Source organism: Streptomyces sp. NPDC007983, assembly GCF_042958345.1.
Lineage (GTDB): Bacteria > Actinomycetota > Actinomycetes > Streptomycetales > Streptomycetaceae > Streptomyces.
Genome location: NZ_JBIBJI010000006.1, coordinates 554,008 through 570,071 on the forward strand (window position 1 = coordinate 554,008; position 16,064 = coordinate 570,071).

The 16,064-nt window shown below is 67.8% G+C and carries 14 protein-coding genes and 6 pseudogenes; 8 read left to right on the forward strand and 12 right to left on the reverse strand.

Annotated elements, in window-relative coordinates; translation table 11 throughout:
* Positions 1–20: 20 nt before the first annotated feature.
* Positions 21–473 carry a DUF6153 family protein gene (locus tag ACFZCY_RS22335; RefSeq protein ID WP_391175764.1) on the reverse strand — a complete coding sequence of 151 codons (453 nt, stop codon included), beginning with the start codon at positions 471–473 and terminating at the stop codon, positions 21–23.
* A 327-nt stretch (positions 474–800) separates the two neighbouring features.
* On the opposite strand from ACFZCY_RS22335, the gene ACFZCY_RS22340 reads away from it, so the two are divergent.
* Genes ACFZCY_RS22340 through ACFZCY_RS22350 form a run of 3 tightly spaced genes read left to right on the forward strand, consistent with a single transcriptional unit; the run spans position 801 to position 2,456 of the window.
* Entirely contained in the window at positions 801–1,199 is a 399-nt protein-coding gene (locus tag ACFZCY_RS22340) for a hypothetical protein (protein ID WP_391175767.1), read from the forward strand.
* The gene (locus ACFZCY_RS22345) at positions 1,183–1,551 is read left to right on the forward strand and encodes a BlaI/MecI/CopY family transcriptional regulator (RefSeq protein WP_361476600.1); all 369 of its coding nucleotides are present in this window, start codon (positions 1,183–1,185) and stop codon (positions 1,549–1,551) included. Before ACFZCY_RS22340 ends, ACFZCY_RS22345 begins: the two co-directional genes overlap by 17 nt.
* Positions 1,548–2,456: a M48 family metalloprotease gene (locus ACFZCY_RS22350; RefSeq protein ID WP_391175772.1), complete on the forward strand. Its 909-nt coding sequence runs from the start codon at positions 1,548–1,550 to the stop codon at positions 2,454–2,456. The genes ACFZCY_RS22345 and ACFZCY_RS22350 overlap by 4 nt, the downstream gene beginning before the upstream one ends.
* A 29-nt stretch (positions 2,457–2,485) precedes the next feature.
* On the opposite strand, the gene ACFZCY_RS22355 is transcribed toward ACFZCY_RS22350, so the two are convergent.
* Positions 2,486–3,871 (reverse strand): MFS transporter, encoded by a 1,386-nt coding sequence (locus ACFZCY_RS22355; RefSeq protein ID WP_391175775.1) that lies wholly within the window; start codon positions 3,869–3,871, stop codon positions 2,486–2,488.
* On the opposite strand from ACFZCY_RS22355, the pseudogene ACFZCY_RS22360 reads away from it, so the two are divergent.
* A pseudogene (locus tag ACFZCY_RS22360) lies at positions 3,858–4,079 on the forward strand (helix-turn-helix transcriptional regulator); the annotation flags it as partial. The gene ACFZCY_RS22355 and the pseudogene ACFZCY_RS22360 overlap by 14 nt on opposite strands.
* Before the next feature lie 68 nt (positions 4,080–4,147).
* On the opposite strand, the pseudogene ACFZCY_RS22365 reads toward ACFZCY_RS22360, so the two are convergent.
* From ACFZCY_RS22365 to ACFZCY_RS22380, 4 genes and pseudogenes are all read right to left on the reverse strand, one after another.
* Positions 4,148–5,761: pseudogene (locus ACFZCY_RS22365) on the reverse strand (heavy metal translocating P-type ATPase).
* Positions 5,762–5,867: 106 nt separating this feature from the next.
* Entirely contained in the window at positions 5,868–6,164 is a 297-nt protein-coding gene (locus ACFZCY_RS22370; protein WP_391175778.1) for a cation transporter, read from the reverse strand.
* A 487-nt stretch (positions 6,165–6,651) separates the two neighbouring features.
* Complete coding sequence (locus ACFZCY_RS22375; RefSeq protein WP_391175781.1) at positions 6,652–7,500, reverse strand: DUF5134 domain-containing protein; 849 nt, start codon at positions 7,498–7,500, stop codon at positions 6,652–6,654.
* A gap of 339 nt (positions 7,501–7,839) precedes the next feature.
* Positions 7,840–8,082, reverse strand: coding sequence for a hypothetical protein (locus ACFZCY_RS22380; protein ID WP_391175785.1), 243 nt, complete (start codon positions 8,080–8,082; stop codon positions 7,840–7,842).
* A gap of 1,247 nt (positions 8,083–9,329) precedes the next feature.
* On the opposite strand from ACFZCY_RS22380, the pseudogene ACFZCY_RS22385 reads away from it, so the two are divergent.
* Positions 9,330–9,476, forward strand: a pseudogene (locus tag ACFZCY_RS22385) (peptidase C39 family protein); the annotation flags it as partial.
* Positions 9,477–9,570: 94 nt separating this feature from the next.
* On the opposite strand, the pseudogene ACFZCY_RS22390 reads toward ACFZCY_RS22385, so the two are convergent.
* A pseudogene (locus tag ACFZCY_RS22390) lies at positions 9,571–10,242 on the reverse strand (tyrosine-type recombinase/integrase); the annotation flags it as partial.
* 392 nt (positions 10,243–10,634) lie between these two features.
* Here ACFZCY_RS22390 and ACFZCY_RS22395 point away from each other — a divergent pair.
* Positions 10,635–11,240, forward strand: coding sequence for a dihydrofolate reductase family protein (locus ACFZCY_RS22395; protein ID WP_391175788.1), 606 nt, complete (start codon positions 10,635–10,637; stop codon positions 11,238–11,240).
* Between the two features lie 15 nt (positions 11,241–11,255).
* Here ACFZCY_RS22395 and ACFZCY_RS22400 read toward each other — a convergent pair whose 3' ends face one another.
* The 3 genes and pseudogenes from ACFZCY_RS22400 to ACFZCY_RS22410 all read right to left on the reverse strand — a co-directional run bounded on the left by ACFZCY_RS22400 (position 11,256) and on the right by ACFZCY_RS22410 (position 13,037).
* Positions 11,256–11,501 carry a hypothetical protein gene (locus tag ACFZCY_RS22400; protein ID WP_391175791.1) on the reverse strand — a complete coding sequence of 82 codons (246 nt, stop codon included), beginning with the start codon at positions 11,499–11,501 and terminating at the stop codon, positions 11,256–11,258.
* 111 nt (positions 11,502–11,612) lie between these two features.
* Positions 11,613–11,969, reverse strand: a pseudogene (locus tag ACFZCY_RS22405) (ATP-binding protein); the annotation flags it as partial.
* A gap of 147 nt (positions 11,970–12,116) precedes the next feature.
* Positions 12,117–13,037, reverse strand: coding sequence for a LysR family transcriptional regulator (locus ACFZCY_RS22410; RefSeq protein ID WP_391175793.1), 921 nt, complete (start codon positions 13,035–13,037; stop codon positions 12,117–12,119).
* Between the two features lie 46 nt (positions 13,038–13,083).
* Here ACFZCY_RS22410 and ACFZCY_RS22415 point away from each other — a divergent pair, with 46 nt between their 5' ends.
* Positions 13,084–13,827: a hypothetical protein gene (locus ACFZCY_RS22415; protein ID WP_391175796.1), complete on the forward strand. Its 744-nt coding sequence runs from the start codon at positions 13,084–13,086 to the stop codon at positions 13,825–13,827.
* A 94-nt stretch (positions 13,828–13,921) separates the two neighbouring features.
* Complete coding sequence (locus tag ACFZCY_RS22420) at positions 13,922–14,206, forward strand: hypothetical protein (RefSeq protein ID WP_391175800.1); 285 nt, start codon at positions 13,922–13,924, stop codon at positions 14,204–14,206.
* A 344-nt stretch (positions 14,207–14,550) separates the two neighbouring features.
* Here ACFZCY_RS22420 and ACFZCY_RS22425 read toward each other — a convergent pair whose 3' ends face one another.
* Both ACFZCY_RS22425 and ACFZCY_RS22430 read right to left on the reverse strand, forming a co-directional pair.
* Positions 14,551–15,297 carry a phosphotransferase gene (locus ACFZCY_RS22425; protein WP_391175802.1) on the reverse strand — a complete coding sequence of 249 codons (747 nt, stop codon included), beginning with the start codon at positions 15,295–15,297 and terminating at the stop codon, positions 14,551–14,553.
* A 146-nt stretch (positions 15,298–15,443) separates the two neighbouring features.
* Positions 15,444–16,060, reverse strand: a pseudogene (locus tag ACFZCY_RS22430) (transposase).
* Between the last annotated feature and the right edge of the window lie 4 nt (positions 16,061–16,064).

The window sequence follows — 16,064 nt, forward strand, 5'->3', positions numbered from 1 at the left end:
CGCCCACGGTGGCGTTCGGCCTAGATCCGCAGGACTGACAGTTGAGCGAGGTCGGGCGGTCTGGGCGGAGGAGGATTGGGACGCAGAGCCGCCACGGCACCATCGCGAAGCCGTGCCAGCCACTCCGTCCCGCGGCTCAGAACCGCGCGGAGAAGACCGGTGAGAATCCATGTGCCGAGCACGGCCACGCACAGGGAGGCCATGTCCATCCCCATGGCCGGGGAGTGGGAGGAGGCCTTGCTGTCCTGATGGGGATCCGAAGAGTGCGAGGAGACGACGACGTCCTGCGGCGAGGACATTCCGTCTCCGGTGTGGCCGGTCGTGGCCGATGTGTGAGCCGCTCCCATGCTCGTGTTGGAGGCGCTGTCGGGATGGCCCATCGAGTGCATCACGAAGACGCCCATCGCGAGCACGACGACGAGCAGCAGGTGCCCGAGGGCGCCTCCTGTTCGTGCGTATCGGCTCGCATGCACGTCGTGATCTCCATCTGTGGTCGGTCCGCTTACCGACAGTACCGAAGCGGATCGGATCATGCTGAGCGGGTGGGGCGTGGGGGTGACCTACTAAGCTGTTTGGCAGTAATCGTACCGTGCAGAGAGGCGGGCACATGCGTGCGTGGACGCCACGTCAGTGGGTGGCGGCGGTAGTCGTGGCACTTGTCGCCGGAGTCGCGATCGGCGTGCCGACCGGAGTGGTGCCCACGCGCTTTTACGCCCGGATGACCCCGGTGCTGTGGTGGAACTATCCGGTTTGGGTGGCGTCATCGCTGCTCATGGGCCTGCTTGTGGCGACGTACGTGGATGGGCCTCCGGCCGCGCGGGCCGACCGGCCGCGCGGGCCGACCGGCCGCGCGGGCCGACCGGCCGCGAGGACGCCGGGCGCTGCTCGCGGGCGTGCTGTCCGCGTTCGCCGTCGGCTGCCCGATCTGCAACAAGCTGGTGGTGCTGGCCCTCGGGGTGAGCGGTGCCCTCTCGTACTGGGCCCCCGCACAGCCGGTCCTGGCCGTGGCCTCGCTGGCGCTGCTCGTGCACGCCCTGGTGCGGCGTCTGCGCACGGCCGCCGCTTGCCCCGTGCCGACCGCCCCCTCTCGCCGAGGCTCCGCAGAGCCCCAGGGCTCTGCCCACTACGATGAACGGTCACTGGTGCCGGAGGCTTCGCATTCCGGGGGCGAAGGGAGCGATCGTGCGTCGGCTGGGTGAGCTCGAGGCGGAAATCATGCACCGTCTGTGGGCCTGGGGGCGACCGGCGACCGCGCGCGACGTGCTGGTGGACCTCAGCAAGAAGCGGCCCATCGCCTACAGCACGGTGAAGACCGTGGCCGACATTCTGCACAGTAAGGGCATGCTGAAACGGCATAAGGAGGGGCGGGCCTGGGTGTACGAGCCCACGTGTACCCGGCAGCAGTACACGGCGTCGCAGATGCAGGAGGCGCTCGGCGGTAACCCGGATCCGGTCGGAACCCTGGTCAGTTTCATCGAACAGATCACGCCGGAAGAGGCAGACGCCCTACGTTCGGCGCTCCGAGCGGCCAAAAAACGGAGCGATGCGTGATCACATCTGTGGCGCTGGCCGGATACGCGGCCCTGGTGGGTGCCGCGGTGCCACCTCTGCTTTCCCGAGCACGGTGGCCCCACCGAGCTCCGGTGACAGCGATCCTCGCATGGCAGGCGCTCATGGTGACGTTCGTCGTTGCCACGGCGCTCACGGTGCACCACTTGGTCCTCAGTGAGCAGCATGTACATGAGGGTTTCGTCGGTCTACTCAGCATCTGCGGTCTGGCCGCCGACGCCCCGGTAAGCGCGTCCGCGCCCACCCCCGGGCACGCCCTGGCGCTCAGCACTCCCGCCGTGATCGTGCTGCTGCCTTTCGGCTGGTTCGTGCTCTGCACCTGGAGGGCCCGCCGAGCGCGGCAGCGTCACCTCAACATGCTCGCCCTGATCGGTGAGCCGGCCCCTGGGCACGACGCCACGGTCGTGGACTATGGCGCACCCGCCGTGTACTGCCTTCCTGGGCGTCGCCATCGTGTCGTCATCACCCAGGCCGCACTCGACGTCCTGTCCGACGCGCAGACGCGGGCCGTACTGGAGCATGAACGTGCTCACATCGAGGGCAGGCACCACCTTCTCCACCTACTCGTGGACGCGTTCTCCCGTGCCTTCCCCCGCCTGCCGCTCGCCCGGTACGCCCAGGAGCAGATAGCGCTGCTGGTGGAGATGATCGCGGATGACAGGGCCCTGCGTCACCACTCCAGGGACGCGCTGGCGACCGCTATGTGTGAGGTGGCCGCGGGGCGGGCGCCGCAGGGGACCCTAGGCGCCGGTGGGCCGGGGGCCCTCATCCGGCTGCGCCGCGTCCTCACGCCGCAGCCCCGGCCGCATCGTGTGACGTGGCTGGGTGTCGTGGCGGTCAGCGCCGCAGCTCCGCTGCTGCCGCTGCTCCTGGCCTGCGGGCCCTGATCACACCAGCCGCCGCCCATAGCCAGCCGTTACCTGCGCTCGCTACACCGTTGCCGAGCTTCGCGGGTGTAGACGGCGGACCGTGAGCTGCGGCTCCCGAGCAGCGTGGCGATGAGGACGGCGCCTACCGCGATGAGGGCGGCAGTCACGGTGAGCGCGAGCGAGAAGCCTTCCGTCGCGGCGTGCAGCTGTCCGGTCGAGCCGGCCAAGGCGTCGCTGCGACGTGCGGCCAGGGTGACCAGTACGGCCACTCCCACGGCGCCGCCCACCTGTTGAACGGAGCTGAGGACGGCTGAGCCGAGGCCGGCGTTCGCCTCGGTGGTGCCCGTGAGCGCGGCGACCGTCAGGGCAGGCAAGCTCAGGCCACATCCCAGGCTGGTGACGAGCATGCCGGGAAGCACACCGGACGCGTAGCCGTCGCTCGGCTCCACGCCGGACAGGAGGAGGAGCCCGGCTGAGCTGATCAGGAATGACATGACGAGGGCCCGGCGCAGTCCGAGCCTGATCACCGCGCGGGAGGAGAGCCACATACCTGCGAGCATTCCGGCGCAGTAGGGCAGGTAGGCAACGCCTGCCTTGAGCGGGCCGTAGCCGAGCACGGTTTGCACATGGATCATCAGCAGGAAGGCCATGGCGTAGAAAGCGGCGGAGAACAGCAGGGTCGTGACGTTGGCGACGGCGCGGGTCCGGAAGGCCAGGAACGCGGGCGGCACCAGTGGCTCGGCCGTGCGTGACTCGATCGCGACGAACGAGACGGCCAAGACGACGGCGAGGAACAGAGGCCCGACACAGGACACATCACCCCAACCCGACTCCCCGGCCTGGAGCAGACCGTAAACCAGAGACGAGACCGCACCGGTGCCCACCACCGCACCAGGTACGTCCAGGCGCGCCTGGTCTGTGGCCCGGCTCTCGTCGACCAGACGCGGAAGCAGCGCGAGGGCCGCAACGACCACGGGCAGGTTGATCAGGAAGATCCAGCGCCACAAGTTGAGGCCGGTCAGTGCACCGGAGATCACCAGACCCATCGTGCCGCCCAGACCAGCAATGCCGCCCCAGACGCTGAATGCCTTGGCGCGCTCCTCGGTACCGGGGAACAGAAGTGTGATCAGTGACAACGAGGCCGGGCTGGCCATGGCCGCGCCCGCCCCCTGGACGAACCGCCCGGTCACGAGTTGCCAGGGTTGCTGGGCAAGGCCGCAGGCGAGGCTCGCAGTACCGAACAGTGCCACGCCGCTGAGGAAAACGCGTCGGCGGCCCAGCAGGTCGGCCGCGCGGCCGGACAGCAACAGCAGCCCGCCGAAGGCGAGGAAGTAGGCGTTGACGACCCAGGCGAGGCCCGCGGTACTGAAGCCGAGATCGTCTCGAATGCTGGGGAGAGCGACGCTCACCACGTTGTCGTCCAGCCGACGCACCCTTACCCGGCTGTTCGTTCACGACACGGGAATGAGCTTCGACCGCTGGCGCACCCATGTGCGGCTGCGGGCCGCCCTGCCACTTCTCGCCGAAGGCCGACCCGTGTCCCAAGTCGCACATACCGTGGGATGCGCGACACCGAGCGCGTTCCTCGCGGCCTTCCGCCGAACCGTCGGCACCTCCCCCAGGCGCTACCTTGACGGCGACGCCGCACTCGGGGCGTCCGACGCCGGCCGACCGGCCGGGCACCTTTCGTTATGTGCTGTGTCCGCGCATCACTTGAAGGACCGCAGCCGCATGCTGTTGGTCACCACGAAGACCGACGAGAACGCCATCGCGGCACCCGCGATCATCGGATTGAGCATGCCGGCGGCGGCCAGCGGCAGGGCGGCGACGTTGTAGCCGAAGGCCCAGAAGAGGTTTCCCTTGATGGTGCCCAGGGCTTTCCGGGAGAGCCGGATCGCGTCGGCTGCCACCCGGAGGTCACCGCGTACGAGGGTGAGGTCGCCCGCTTCGATCGCCGCGTCCGTGCCCGTTCCCATGGCCAGGCCCAGATCCGCGGTGGCGAGGGCGGCCGCGTCGTTGACACCGTCGCCCACCATCGCGACCGTACGGCCTTCGTCCCGCAGGCGCTTGATCACGTCCACCTTGTCCTGCGGCAGGGCCTCGGCGATCACCTCGTCGATGCCGACAGCCTTGGCGACGGATTCGGCGACGGCCTGGTTGTCACCGGTCAGAAGGACGGGCCTCAGGCCCAGCCTCCGCAGCTCGGCCACCGCTTCGGCGCTGGTCTCCTTGACCGCGTCGGCGACGGTGAGCACACCGCGCGCCTCCCCGTCCCAGGCGACGGCGACCGCCGTACGCCCCTCGGCCTCCGCGGCAGCCTTGGCCTTGGCCAGCTCCTGGGGGAGTTCGATCGCCCACTCCCGCAGGAGCTTTTCGCGGCCGACGAGCACCGCGTGCCCGTCGACGACGCCCTGGACGCCGAGACCCGCGACGTTCTCGAAATTCTCCGGCACGGGGAGGGCCCCCGGCTCGCTCGATGGCTCCGGCCGCGATCGCCTGGGCGATCGGGTGCTCGGAAGCGTGCTCCAGCGAGCCTGCCAGCCGCAGCAGTTCCTCCTCGTTCACGTCCGGGGCAGGGAAGACTTCCTGAAGCTGCATCCGGCCCGTGGTCACGGTCCCGGTCTTGTCGAGGACGACGGTGTCCACGCGGCGGGTGGACTCAAGCACCTCAGGCCCCTTGATCAGGATGCCGAGCTGTGCGCCACGTCCGGTGCCGACCATGAGGGCCGTCGGTGTCGCGAGCCCGAGTGCGCAGGGGCAGGCGATGATGAGCACCGCGACGGCTGCGGTGAAAGCGGCCGCGGCATCGCCAGTGACGAACAGCCAGGTCAGCAGGGTACCCAAGGCGATGAGGAGCACCACGGGGACGAACACGCCGGAGATCCGGTCGGCGAGGCGTTGCACCTCGGCAACGAGAGCCACTGCCAGTTGTCGAACTGCAGGGCAGGAACCATCGCCATCAGGACGACGGGCACGGAGAGCCCCAGTGACACGAGCAGGCGCTGTCGCAGCGACGCCGGCTCACCTTCGGCCGCGGCCGGCATGGATTCCGCTTCTTCGCCGTTCGGGGGCGCTGGAGGCGGCGGCTCCTCGGCGGTGTAGCCAGTCTTCTCGACGGTGGCGATGAGGTCGGCGACCGCCATGCCGTCCGCATACGAGACCTTCGCCTTCTCCGTGGCGAAGTTGACGGTCGCCGTAACACCATCCATGCGGTTGAGCTTCTTCTCGATGCGGGCCGCGCACGAGGCACAGGTCATACCGCCGATGGAAAGCTCGACTTCGGCGCCGGGTGTCAACGTCTCTTCGAGAGCCGTGCTGGTCATGGAAATCTCCTAGGGAGGGCCGGGACGCACGGCGGTCCGTATCAGCGGAGCGGTACGTCCCGGCGGGGAGCAATTCGCGCTCCTGAAAGGAGCGGCGCAGAGGGAGTCAGACCGTGCCGACGAGCTCGTAACCGGCCTCGTCGACGGCGGCACGAACGGCCGCCTCGTCGAGTGGTGCGCCGGAGGTGACGGTTACCTCGCCGGAGGCGGCGACGGCCTTGACCGCCGTGACGCCGTCCAGCGCGGATATCTCCTTGGACACCGCGCCCTCGCAGTGGCCGCAGGTCATCCCGGAGACCTTGTACACCGTGGTGACGCCGACGCCCTGGCCATCAGCCGCGGCGGCGGAGCCGCATGAACCGTCTGAGCTGCAGCAGGAGCCGGAGTTCGTCTGTGAGGTCATGGTTTCTTCCTCGGGGTGTCGTTGCATGCGGTCGTCTGTCGGAGGGCGTGTTCCCATCCCTCGACGACTGCGACTATATACCCCTAGGGGGTATTCATGAACCGTGGTGCTGCCCACGCGAATCTGTTCAACCGAGAGTCTGCCCGCTGAGGGTCCAGGGCGCCGCCGCCATGACGGGGGTGACTCGGGACTCAGCCCTCGCAGGCGAAGCTCGGTCTCGTCGGCAGGAGATTCGGATCCCTGGCCGCGAAATCGGCGTGGTCCGGGGTGCGGAATAGGGCGGTCAATGGCAAGGCGGCGACCTCCGTCGCTGCGGCTGCCGGAATCGGGCGGCGCTCCCTGAAGGGGGGCGCAGGCGGCTCCGGGCCACTGCCGCTCGTCTGCTGCCCGCGCCCCCGGACCGACTGCCCGGGGACGGTCGAGATGAGTGCGCACGTATGGCGTTGGCGCTGGGCTTCAGTGCTGGCTCTCGCGCGGGGGGACGTCGTCAGGCGACCATCATCAGAAGCATCGTGGACATTGCTGCACCCATGCCGATGTGGGCTGCCAGCGCCGCGTCCGGTGCGGCGCCGAGCTTGCGGCGGCGGCCCTGGCCTGCCCGCTCCCCGGCCCGGGCCCTGTCCCACACGGAGATCGTCAAGGACGCCAGGAAGACAACCACCGTGTCCGGCATGGAGAGCAACCAGCGACCCCAGCTCCGGCCTCGGCCGCCTTCCGGGCTCGTGGCCAAGTCGCCCTTGCCGGTGCCCCGAACCCGCGCCCACACGGATGCACCGATTGACAGCAGGAAGTAGATGGCTAGTGCTGCGACTGCGAGGCGCCACGCGGAAGTCGACCCCGTGGACGCCTCGCCGCCGACTGCGGCGGTGCCCATGCCGGGCATGGACTCCATGCCCGGCATGGACCCCATACCGTCCATACCTTCCATGTGGCCCATACTGGCTGTATCGTCCATATTCTCCATTCCCGGCATGTGTGCCATTGAGGAGCCGCCCAGCGCGAGCACCGGACCGGACGACGTGCTCGTCATGGCGAGCGTCATGATCATCATGCCGACGCTGCCAACGATGAGGTGTACCCAGTGGCGGCCGTGTTTCCAGCCGCCCTCGCGTGTGTGCTTGACCGCCATGGCGACGCCGCCGAGTCCGAGCAGGGCGAACACCGTTGCCCACCACATGCCGTAGCTCGCGTACCAGGCGACGGTAGCGGGCAACGCCATGACGGCCATACACAGGCCCATGAGCCCATCACCCACCGCCGCGAACCGGGTTTCACCACTGCTGGTCGCTACCCGGACCGCGCTGACGGCGGCTACGAGGGCGGATACCACTGCCACGGACCAACTGAGAGTAAGAATTCCCATGTTCACCTTCCCGATCGTCCGAGTGCGACGGGACGGTGTGGTCGTACACCGGCTCTCCGCACAGCGTGCTATCGACGTGCTTTTTGCGCCGTCAACTGCTATGGCCCTTAGTACGTTTCGATGGGGGAGGGCGTTCACGGCACGAGGCGGCGACAGCAGAGCAGACTCGCCACCCGTACTTGGTGGCGGGCGCTGTCCGGGCGGTGATTCCCCTTACCGGCCGCTGGGCTCCGGGGTAGGTGAAGGTGCGGCGGATCATGTAGTTGGGGGCGGCCAACGTCTCCCGCGTGATGCGATCCCGCTTGTCCAGGGTCAGTTCGAGAGTGAGACGCTCGCCGGGGTATCCGAGGGCGAACACGGTGTGCCCTCGGCGTCGGTGTAACGGGAGTGGAGTGGCGCCAGTCCCTTGCCGTAAGGCTCGGAGGCGAGGAATCGCTTGCCGGTTATGTCGAGTTGGGTAGGAGCGATGGTGGTGCGGGCAGTGTCGCTGGCCACCTGCTCGTGCGAAGTGAAACGGCCGACCGTGCGCATCGCCTTCACCGTGCGGGCGAGCACACCAGGGTCCGGGCGCACTGGCCACATCACCCTGAGGGTCCCTCGTCCGCCGCCCCAGCCGCAGGGCCACCACCGTGCCCAGCCAACCGGCGGCTTCAATGGCCGCCAGGATTGCTGGTCGCCCTCCGAACGGGGCCGAGTTGGAGGGGGAGGTTATCCTGCGGGCCAGGGCCGCTGAACCCTCCCGTCGCTTCGTCGCCAACCGCAACCGGGGCTCCTCGATCTAAGGAACCGTAAGCACACCCCTTTGGAGCATGATCGGTCTCAGTGTCAACGGCTGTACCGGTGTCCAGGGACCCAGCTCATACGCCTCCAAGATCCCACTGCTCCATTTGGGCTCGCCTCGCCGGACCCCTTGAGGGGGTGACCGTACAAAAAATAGTGTGCCAAGCGCATCCTCGAATATATAAAGAGTCCCGCAGGTCCTGCCCAGAGGCACCAGGCGGCGAGTGCGGGCTCACACCACGGGTGGGCTGCATCGTCCGGCGAAAGCGGCGTGGTGGCTTCCTCTGGCTCCCCTTGCTGTTTTTCCTCAGGCCAGGGGCCGTGGGTTCGAGGGGCAACTCCTCGGCGTTGTGCAGGTTTGTGCTTGGGTCCAGCGGGAAGGTCCTGGATGGTGAGAGGCCTGGTCGGTTATCGCCGGGAACGGCCCTGTATCGCCTTCGGGGGAGTGGCCTCTTGGTAAAGGGGGTCGTGCCTCTTCACGCGGTCGCACTCTCGCGGCATTTGCTTTCCAGTCAAGTCTCGATCTCAGTGGGAGAGAAGCGCAGCTGTTGGCCCACGGGGAAGCTGGGTATGGCCTCCTTCGCGTGGTTGTCATAGACCCACGAGACCGGCTATCCGAGATAATCAGCGAGGGCTGAGACCGTCCACATCGGTTGGTTCATCGGAGTCCACTTCCGTAGGTTTCGGAGCGCGATACAAGGTATGGATGGATGGCGGCGGGACCAAACGAGTCCGCATGCCATGCCGAGTATTCTTCCTGCCGGGCGATGACCTCCAAGGGGAGAAGGAGCAGGTACTCCTGTAACTATGAGTGATGCGTATGTCCGACCTGGTGGGTGGGCGCGCACCAGCAGCCCGCGGGTCAGTACGGATCCAGCACGACGAACCCGAACGGTCCGGAACGGGCGGCAGTGGAACTCAGCACGACGTCAGCACGGCTCGGCTTGGGCTCACTCGGAGTGAGTGAGCCCAAGCCGTTGACGTTTGTCATCGAGTTCGACGTCTGCTGGGGGTGCGCAGCACAGTGGGAGAACATCTGGCTGCGCACCAAGCGGTTCAACGCCCAGGGCAAGGTGGTCTCCGGCACCGGCGGCGTGTGTTACCTCTACTTCCCGGCCAAGCCGGCGCCGACTCAGTACCGTGTTCTGCGGGAGCTGGGAGTCCTGTGACCGGGCCCGCCACCCGCTCCGGCGGCAGGTAGCCGCCGAAGGCCGACTCCACCGCCTGACGGCAGCGTTCCCGCCCGTCCGTGGTGAGGTGACCGTAACGGCCGACTGTGACCTTGATCGACCGGTGTCCGAGCCATCGGGACACCTCGTGGATGGACACCCCCTTCGTCAAGGTCACGGTCGCCCATTCATGCCGAAGATCGTGCGGCGTGTAAGCGGGGAGCCCGAGCCGCTTGATCGCACGGTCCCATGAATTGCGCACAAGCCCCGGATACGTCGTCCCACCGACATGATTGAGGATGGGAAGCCGCGCAGTAAAACGCCTTCTCCGAAGTCCTCCGGGAAGACGCCAAGTGACGCCAATACGAAGCCCGCAGCAAGCCGTGAGCCATACGGCCGGTTCCAATCGAGGCCCGATCGAACTGGCGATCGCTTGGATCTCCTCAAGGCTGGGAGGGTTTCGTTCATCAACGGGGATGACCTTGTTGTCCGGCTTCTCCGCTTCCTTGACGGGATTGCTGGATATGCGCTTGTGCCGTACGGCGTGAGAGAACAGCGCCGACAACACGATGCTGCGTGACTCGACGGTGTTCGGCTTGGCGCCATCCCTCGTCCAGCGGGAGTACAGCGCATCCACGTCGGCCGCCGTGACCTGGGAGATGGCCCCCACTACCGATCCGGTGAGCCAGTCGTCTACGTACCGGCGAAGCGAGACCTTGCCGGCGGCCGGGTCGATATAAGTGTTCTCCCTCTTGTCGTTCTCCATCTTGGTGGCGAAGTCCACCGCATCCCTCTTGCGGTCGAAGGACTTCTCCCTCTGCCGGGCGCCACGCCCGCCCGGTTCCCGATACCGAACGAGCCACCGCTTGCCAGCTGCGGCAGCACCCTTGTCGATGATCTGCGCCAAGTTCCAACGACGCCTCACTCGTGCATCCCGAACGGCTTTGCCCGCCGGGAGTGATGTTGTAGCTCGATTTTCCGGCGGCGCGGGGTCTCTGGTGCGCACATCTGCGGACCAGACCCCCTCGGGTCGGCCACGAGGTACCGCACTTCACAGCCGGGGTGATCCAGACGACGGCCCTGGTGCTGCGCCGCGGAAGTTCCGCCGATGAGTTTCCGGCGGTTGTGCGGTCTACCCGTCGACGAAGGGAGCGCACCATGCGCAAGATCATCGTTTGCACGTTCCTGACGCTGGACGGCGTCATGCAGGCGCCGGGCGGTCCGGACGAGGACGCTGAGAGCGGCTTCGAGCACGGCGGCTGGCAGAAGCCGGTGGCCGACGATGAGGTCGGCACGGCCATCGCCGGTTGGTACGAGCACTCCGACGCGATGCTGCTCGGCCGTAAGACGTACGAGATCTTCGCGTCGTACTGGCCGACCGCCGATCCCGACAATCCGTTCACCCATCGGATGAACAGCATGCACAAGTATGTGGCGTCTCGGACCCTGACATCCGTCGAGTGGCAGAACTCCACGCTGCTGGAGGGCGGCATCGTCGATGCCGTACGCAAGCTGCAAGCGTCCGACGGCGGCAACATCAACGTCGTGGGCAGTGGCGACCTTGCCCAGACTCTCATGCAGCACGGCCTCGTCGACGAGTACCGGCTGACCATCCATCCGGTGATCATCGGCACCGGCAAGCGGCTGTTCGCCGACGGAGCGATCCCCACTGCGCTGGAGCCGGTCAGCGTCTCGACGACGAAGGGCGGCACCATCGTCGGCGTGTACCGGCCGAACGGTAAGCCGAGCTACGACAGCTATTAGGCGGCATCGTTTGGATCACCGGGCAGACCTCAGGAAGATGCCCGCTACGTGGAGTCCGGCCAGGCAGGTGGTCGCGGTCGTCTCGTAGCGGGTGGCGATGCCGCACCACTGCTTCAAGCGGTTGATGCACCGCTCGACGGTGTTGCGCTGCTTGTACGTCTCGCGGTCAGAAGCCAGTGGTCTGCCGCTCCGGCTGCCTCGACGCAGCCGGCGGCCCCGCTGGTCGGCCGCGACCGGACTTGCCGCCAGGCCGCTGACCATATCCCCTGTTGGCGAATGAGTGGTCGAGCTACGCGAGCGCATCTGGCGGCAGAGCCGCAGGGCTGAACGAGCAGGCGGTAACCGGTCGGCCATGCTTTGGAGCCTGGTCCGTCAGCGGGGCGTGCCTCTTTCACTGGGTAGGCCCTGCTCGGTCCAGATGACTTTGCCCTCCGTCGTGTAGCGGGTTCCCCAGCGGTCGGCGAACTGCGAGACCAGGAACAGCCCGCGGCCGCCCTCGTCCGTCGTCGCCGCGTACCGCAGATGCGGTGAGGTGCTGCTGGTGTCGGACACCTCGCAGATCAGGCTGCGGTCGCACAGCAGCCGCACCCGGATCGGGCCGGTGGCGTAGCGGATCGCGTTGGTGATCAGTTCGCGTCCGCAGATGCCGATCGAGAGCTTCCGCTTCTCGAAGTGCCCGAGGAACTGGTCCCACTCTTCGGCGGTGGGCGCCCGGTATTCCTCCGCAGGCCGGCGGGCCCGACGGCGGGCGATGAAGGCTCGATGGGCTTCGATCGCATCGTGCGGGTAGATAGCTCATGGTGGAGTCGGGTATTGGAACTGTCCGAATGCCTGACCGCGAGAGCGGTCCGGCCGTGGTAAGGGACTTCGTCTCGGTCATTCGGTGGCCGCCATGAGGGCTGATGCGAGGAGCGCAGGAGGGCCATCCACCGCGTTGCCGTGCAGGACCCCGGTGCGGTGTACCAGTCGTGGTGCGGAGATGAGGACCGCGTTGATGCCGGGTATGCCGTCGATCGTTGACTGGGGCAGCAGAGCGAGTCCGTGTCCTGCAGCGGTGAGGGCGAGGAGTCCGCGCACGTCGGTTCCTTCGTAGCGCAAGGATGCGCGGTAGCCGTCGGTTCCGCTGGCGGTGCTCAACTGTGCGAGTGGGATGGCGATATCGGGTGCGTCGATCCATCGGGCGTCGGCGAGGTCGACCAAGCGGAGGCTGGTCCGGCCGGCCAGCGGGTGCTGAGCGGGCAGCGCGACGGCCAGCGGTTGCTCGGTGACGGCCATCGCAGTGAGTGGGCCGACGTCGGGGAGGTGGAGTGGGTCGTTGGGAGCGGCCATGCCGTCGACCAGGCCGAGGTCCAGGGCTGCGGTCGCGACGTCGCGAGTGATGGCCTCGCGACCAAGGACACGCACCGTCACCTCCCAAAGGGGCTGCGTCTGGCGCATGTCGGCAAGCGTCTTGGTGAGCTGCGACGTCATGGCCAGCGGTGAGACGCCGATGACGATGCGGGTGGCGGGTGCCGCGGTCAGGCGCGCGATGTCCGCGCGGGCGGCGTCCAGTCGCAACAACAGCGGCCCGGCGTGCTCCAGCAGCCGGACGCCGATGCCCGTGGGAGAGACCGGACGCCGCTGCAGCAGGACTGCTCCGAGGTCACTCTCAAGCGCGGCGATGTGCTGGGACACCGCCGACTGGGTGTAGCCCAGTTCGCGGGCCGCCTCGGAAAAAGAACCGCAGCGCGCCACGGCCACGAACGTGCGGAGAAGGTGCGAATCCATATCCATCGGCATCGCTAATGGAAGGGTCATGGATCATCGTTGGTGCTGGACTCGGTTGCTGGGTCAGGATGTCCGCATGCCTGAGCCTTTGAACACTTCGACAGCGCGTGTCGCGCTGGTGGGTGACCGCTCGCCCAGCGTGCGGGCCCATGCCCGTATCCCCGGTCTTCTCGAGGCACTCGCCCAGCGCGACCAGCTGGTTCTGGACGCGTACTGGGTCCCGACCCAGGACGCAGAATCCGCCGGCGCCCTTACCGGGTTCGATGCCATCTGGTTGGTGCCCGGCAGCCCGTATCGCAGCGAAGTCGGGGCGATCGCGGCGGCCCGCACCGCGCGTGAGCAGGGGATCCCGTTTCTGGGCACCTGCGGTGGCTTCCAGCATGCGGTCCTGGAGTTCGCGCGCGACGTGTGCGGGCTCTCCGGCGTTGACCATGCGGAGAACCAGCCGGAGGCGGATGATCTGCTGATCGTCCCGCTGGCGTGTTCCCTGGTCGGTCACGAAGGCGCGGTCAAGGTAGAGGCAGGATCGCTGGCTGAGCGTGTCCTGGGAGCTGAGAGGACCCTCGAGCGGTACCACTGCTCGTATGGCCTCAGGCCGGTCTATCTGGATGTGCTGCGTGCGCACGGACTGCGCTTCAGCGGCGTTGACGAGACGGGTGACGTGCGTATTGCCGAGCTGCCGGGCCACCCGTTCTTCCTCGCCACCTTGTTCCAGCCGGAGCTTGCGGGAGACGGCACCCGGCCCCATCCAATCATCCGGGCGCTGGCCGCAGCAGCGGTCGGCCATGCCGCCAAGGGCTCTGCGCCGTCGCTCACCTGAGCCGAGCCGGTTACGGCTCGTGCGTGGACATGGTGCCGTCTCTGCGCCGACTGACGTCTGCGGCGTAGGCGGCCCAGTCCCCGCCTGATGCCTGTTGCCACTGGACGGCCACTTTGATGTGGACCCCGAGCATCCGGGCGAGGATCGCGGCGGGCACTTCGGTGGCGAGGGTGAACAGCGCGGTGGAGCGGTCTTGCTTGGGCCGGATCCCGATCTTGTGGAGGGGCTGGCCGATCCGATCGTCGCCGAGGGGATGCTCGGGGCTCTTCCTGGGAACAGCCAGGGGACGTCGTCGGGGGTGCTGATCTTGGCCTTGCCGCGGCGGGTCGCGGCGGCGTCCCTGAACAGCAGCTTCAGCGTGCCGGCGTTCGTCTGGTAGGTGTCCTGGCTGCCCCAGCCCCGGCCCTGCGCGGCCAGCGCGGTCACCAGCGCCCGCCGGAAGTCGACGGGGGCGGGGCTGTCCCGGAAATCCCACACGCCCAGCGGCTTCCCGGCGCCGCTGACCGGGCGGATGACCAGGCCGTCCGCGTCCAGCACCGGCGCCTTGCGGCAGTCCGTCGGCGGCAGCGCCGCCCGGCGCCCCCGGCCGCTCGGTTGCGCCGTCATCTGCCGGCGACATCTGCGCACCGCACTCTGTTGAGAGTATGGGCAGGCGGTCGCCAAGGGGATGGCCTGCTCGATGCGTCAGAACGCATTCGTAGCAGTACCGGGCTTGCGCAGCCCTCACATGCGGGATCTCAGCACGTCGACCTCGCAACCCGGCGCGAACGGGTCGAAACCGTGCTCGACCAGCCAGCGAACCGCCAGCAGGCTTCGCAATGACCACCACGCGTGGATCACGTCGAGGTCGATGTCGGTGCCGTAGCCGGCGATGACGTCGTCGAGGTGCTCCTCGTGGCCGAGCGTGAAGGTGGCGAGGTCGTACAGGGCATCACCCTGGCCCGCCTCGGACCAGTCGATGATGCCCGTGACCTCGTCGCCGTCGACGAAGACGTGCGCGATCTGCAGGTCGCCGTGCGTGAACGCCGGAGTCCACGGCCGGAGCGCGGCCTCGGCGACCTGGCGGTTGCGGGTGACCAGGTCCGCGGGCAGGACGCCGTTCGTCACGAGCCACTCGCACTCGTCGTCGAGTTCCGCCGCCAGTGCGATGATGCTTCGCCCGGCCCGGCCGGGCCGGGGCGGCAGGGGCGCATTGTGCAGCTTCCGGATGGCGGCGCCCGCCGCGGCCCAAGCCGTCGGCGACCCGGTCGACGGCTCGCCGAGGCGCCCAAGCGTCGTCCCCGGGAGCGCGGCGATCGCGAGCACGGGCGGCTTGCGCCACAGGACCTCCGGGGTCGGGACCGGCGCGAGGGACATCGCCTCTACCTCGACGTCGATGCGTGCCTGATCGGCGTCCACCTTCAGAAACACATCGCCGACGCGCAGGGTCGCGCGCTCGGAATGGGCGACGACGACTTTGACCTCATCCATGGCCGACCAGTATCCCGAGGATGATCGCCGACGTCGCCGGGTTTCTCACGTGCGATGACGCGGCTGACCGCGCCCCGCTACCCGGCGGCCTCGTGCACGACACCGATCTCTGACCAGGTCGAGCCCACCACTTTTGTCAGGAGTCCTCAGCGCTTCATCTGGCGAGCGAGCAGTTCACCTGGCGGGGTCGGAGCGCTCTGGGTTCTGTCTCTTCGATCACGACCGGAGCCAGATGAGGAGTGAGGCCGCGGTAACTTGTTGATCGCCCGTTCGACGGTGTTGCGCTGCTTGTACCGGTCTTTGTCAAAGTCCGGGGGCCATCCGCCGCGGGAACCCCGGTGCAGTCGGGCGGCCTTGTGACCCTTCTTTTCCGGGATCACACGCCGGATGCCGCGTCTGCGCAGGTATTGCTGTTTGCTGTGTACGCCTTGTCCGCGCCGACGCTGTCCGGGGTGCGGCGTGGACGGCCGCGTCCGCTGCGGCGTCGGCGAGGGCCTGGACGTGCTGAAGCAGCATCTTCCAGGTGCCGTCGGCCGACCACAGCAAGGTGCCGCTTGTGGACGGTTTTCCACGGACCGAAGCGTTCGGGGAGCTCACGCCACTGCACCCCGGTGCTGAGCCGGTGAATGATCCCGTTTATCACCTGTCGGTGGTCCCGCCACCGGCCGCACCGGTTGTTGCTCACCGGCAGCAGTGGCTCCAGCACCGCCCACTCATCATCGGTCAGTTCCCCCTGCTGAGCATGGTCAGATCGGCGAGCTATCTGG

What these genes read in the sequence shown, in the direction of transcription:
- ACFZCY_RS22340 (WP_391175767.1), top strand. Translation starts at nt 801, where the DNA reads ATGGGCCTCCGGCCGCGCGGGCCGACCGGCCGCGCGGGCCGACCGGCC.
- ACFZCY_RS22370 (WP_391175778.1), bottom strand. Translation starts at nt 6,164, where the DNA reads ATGACCTCACAGACGAACTCCGGCTCCTGCTGCAGCTCAGACGGTTCA.
- ACFZCY_RS22395 (WP_391175788.1), top strand. Translation starts at nt 10,635, where the DNA reads ATGCGCAAGATCATCGTTTGCACGTTCCTGACGCTGGACGGCGTCATG.
- ACFZCY_RS22400 (WP_391175791.1), bottom strand. Translation starts at nt 11,501, where the DNA reads ATGGTCAGCGGCCTGGCGGCAAGTCCGGTCGCGGCCGACCAGCGGGGC.
- ACFZCY_RS22410 (WP_391175793.1), bottom strand. Translation starts at nt 13,037, where the DNA reads ATGACCCTTCCATTAGCGATGCCGATGGATATGGATTCGCACCTTCTC.
- ACFZCY_RS22415 (WP_391175796.1), top strand. Translation starts at nt 13,084, where the DNA reads ATGCCTGAGCCTTTGAACACTTCGACAGCGCGTGTCGCGCTGGTGGGT.
- ACFZCY_RS22425 (WP_391175802.1), bottom strand. Translation starts at nt 15,297, where the DNA reads ATGGATGAGGTCAAAGTCGTCGTCGCCCATTCCGAGCGCGCGACCCTG.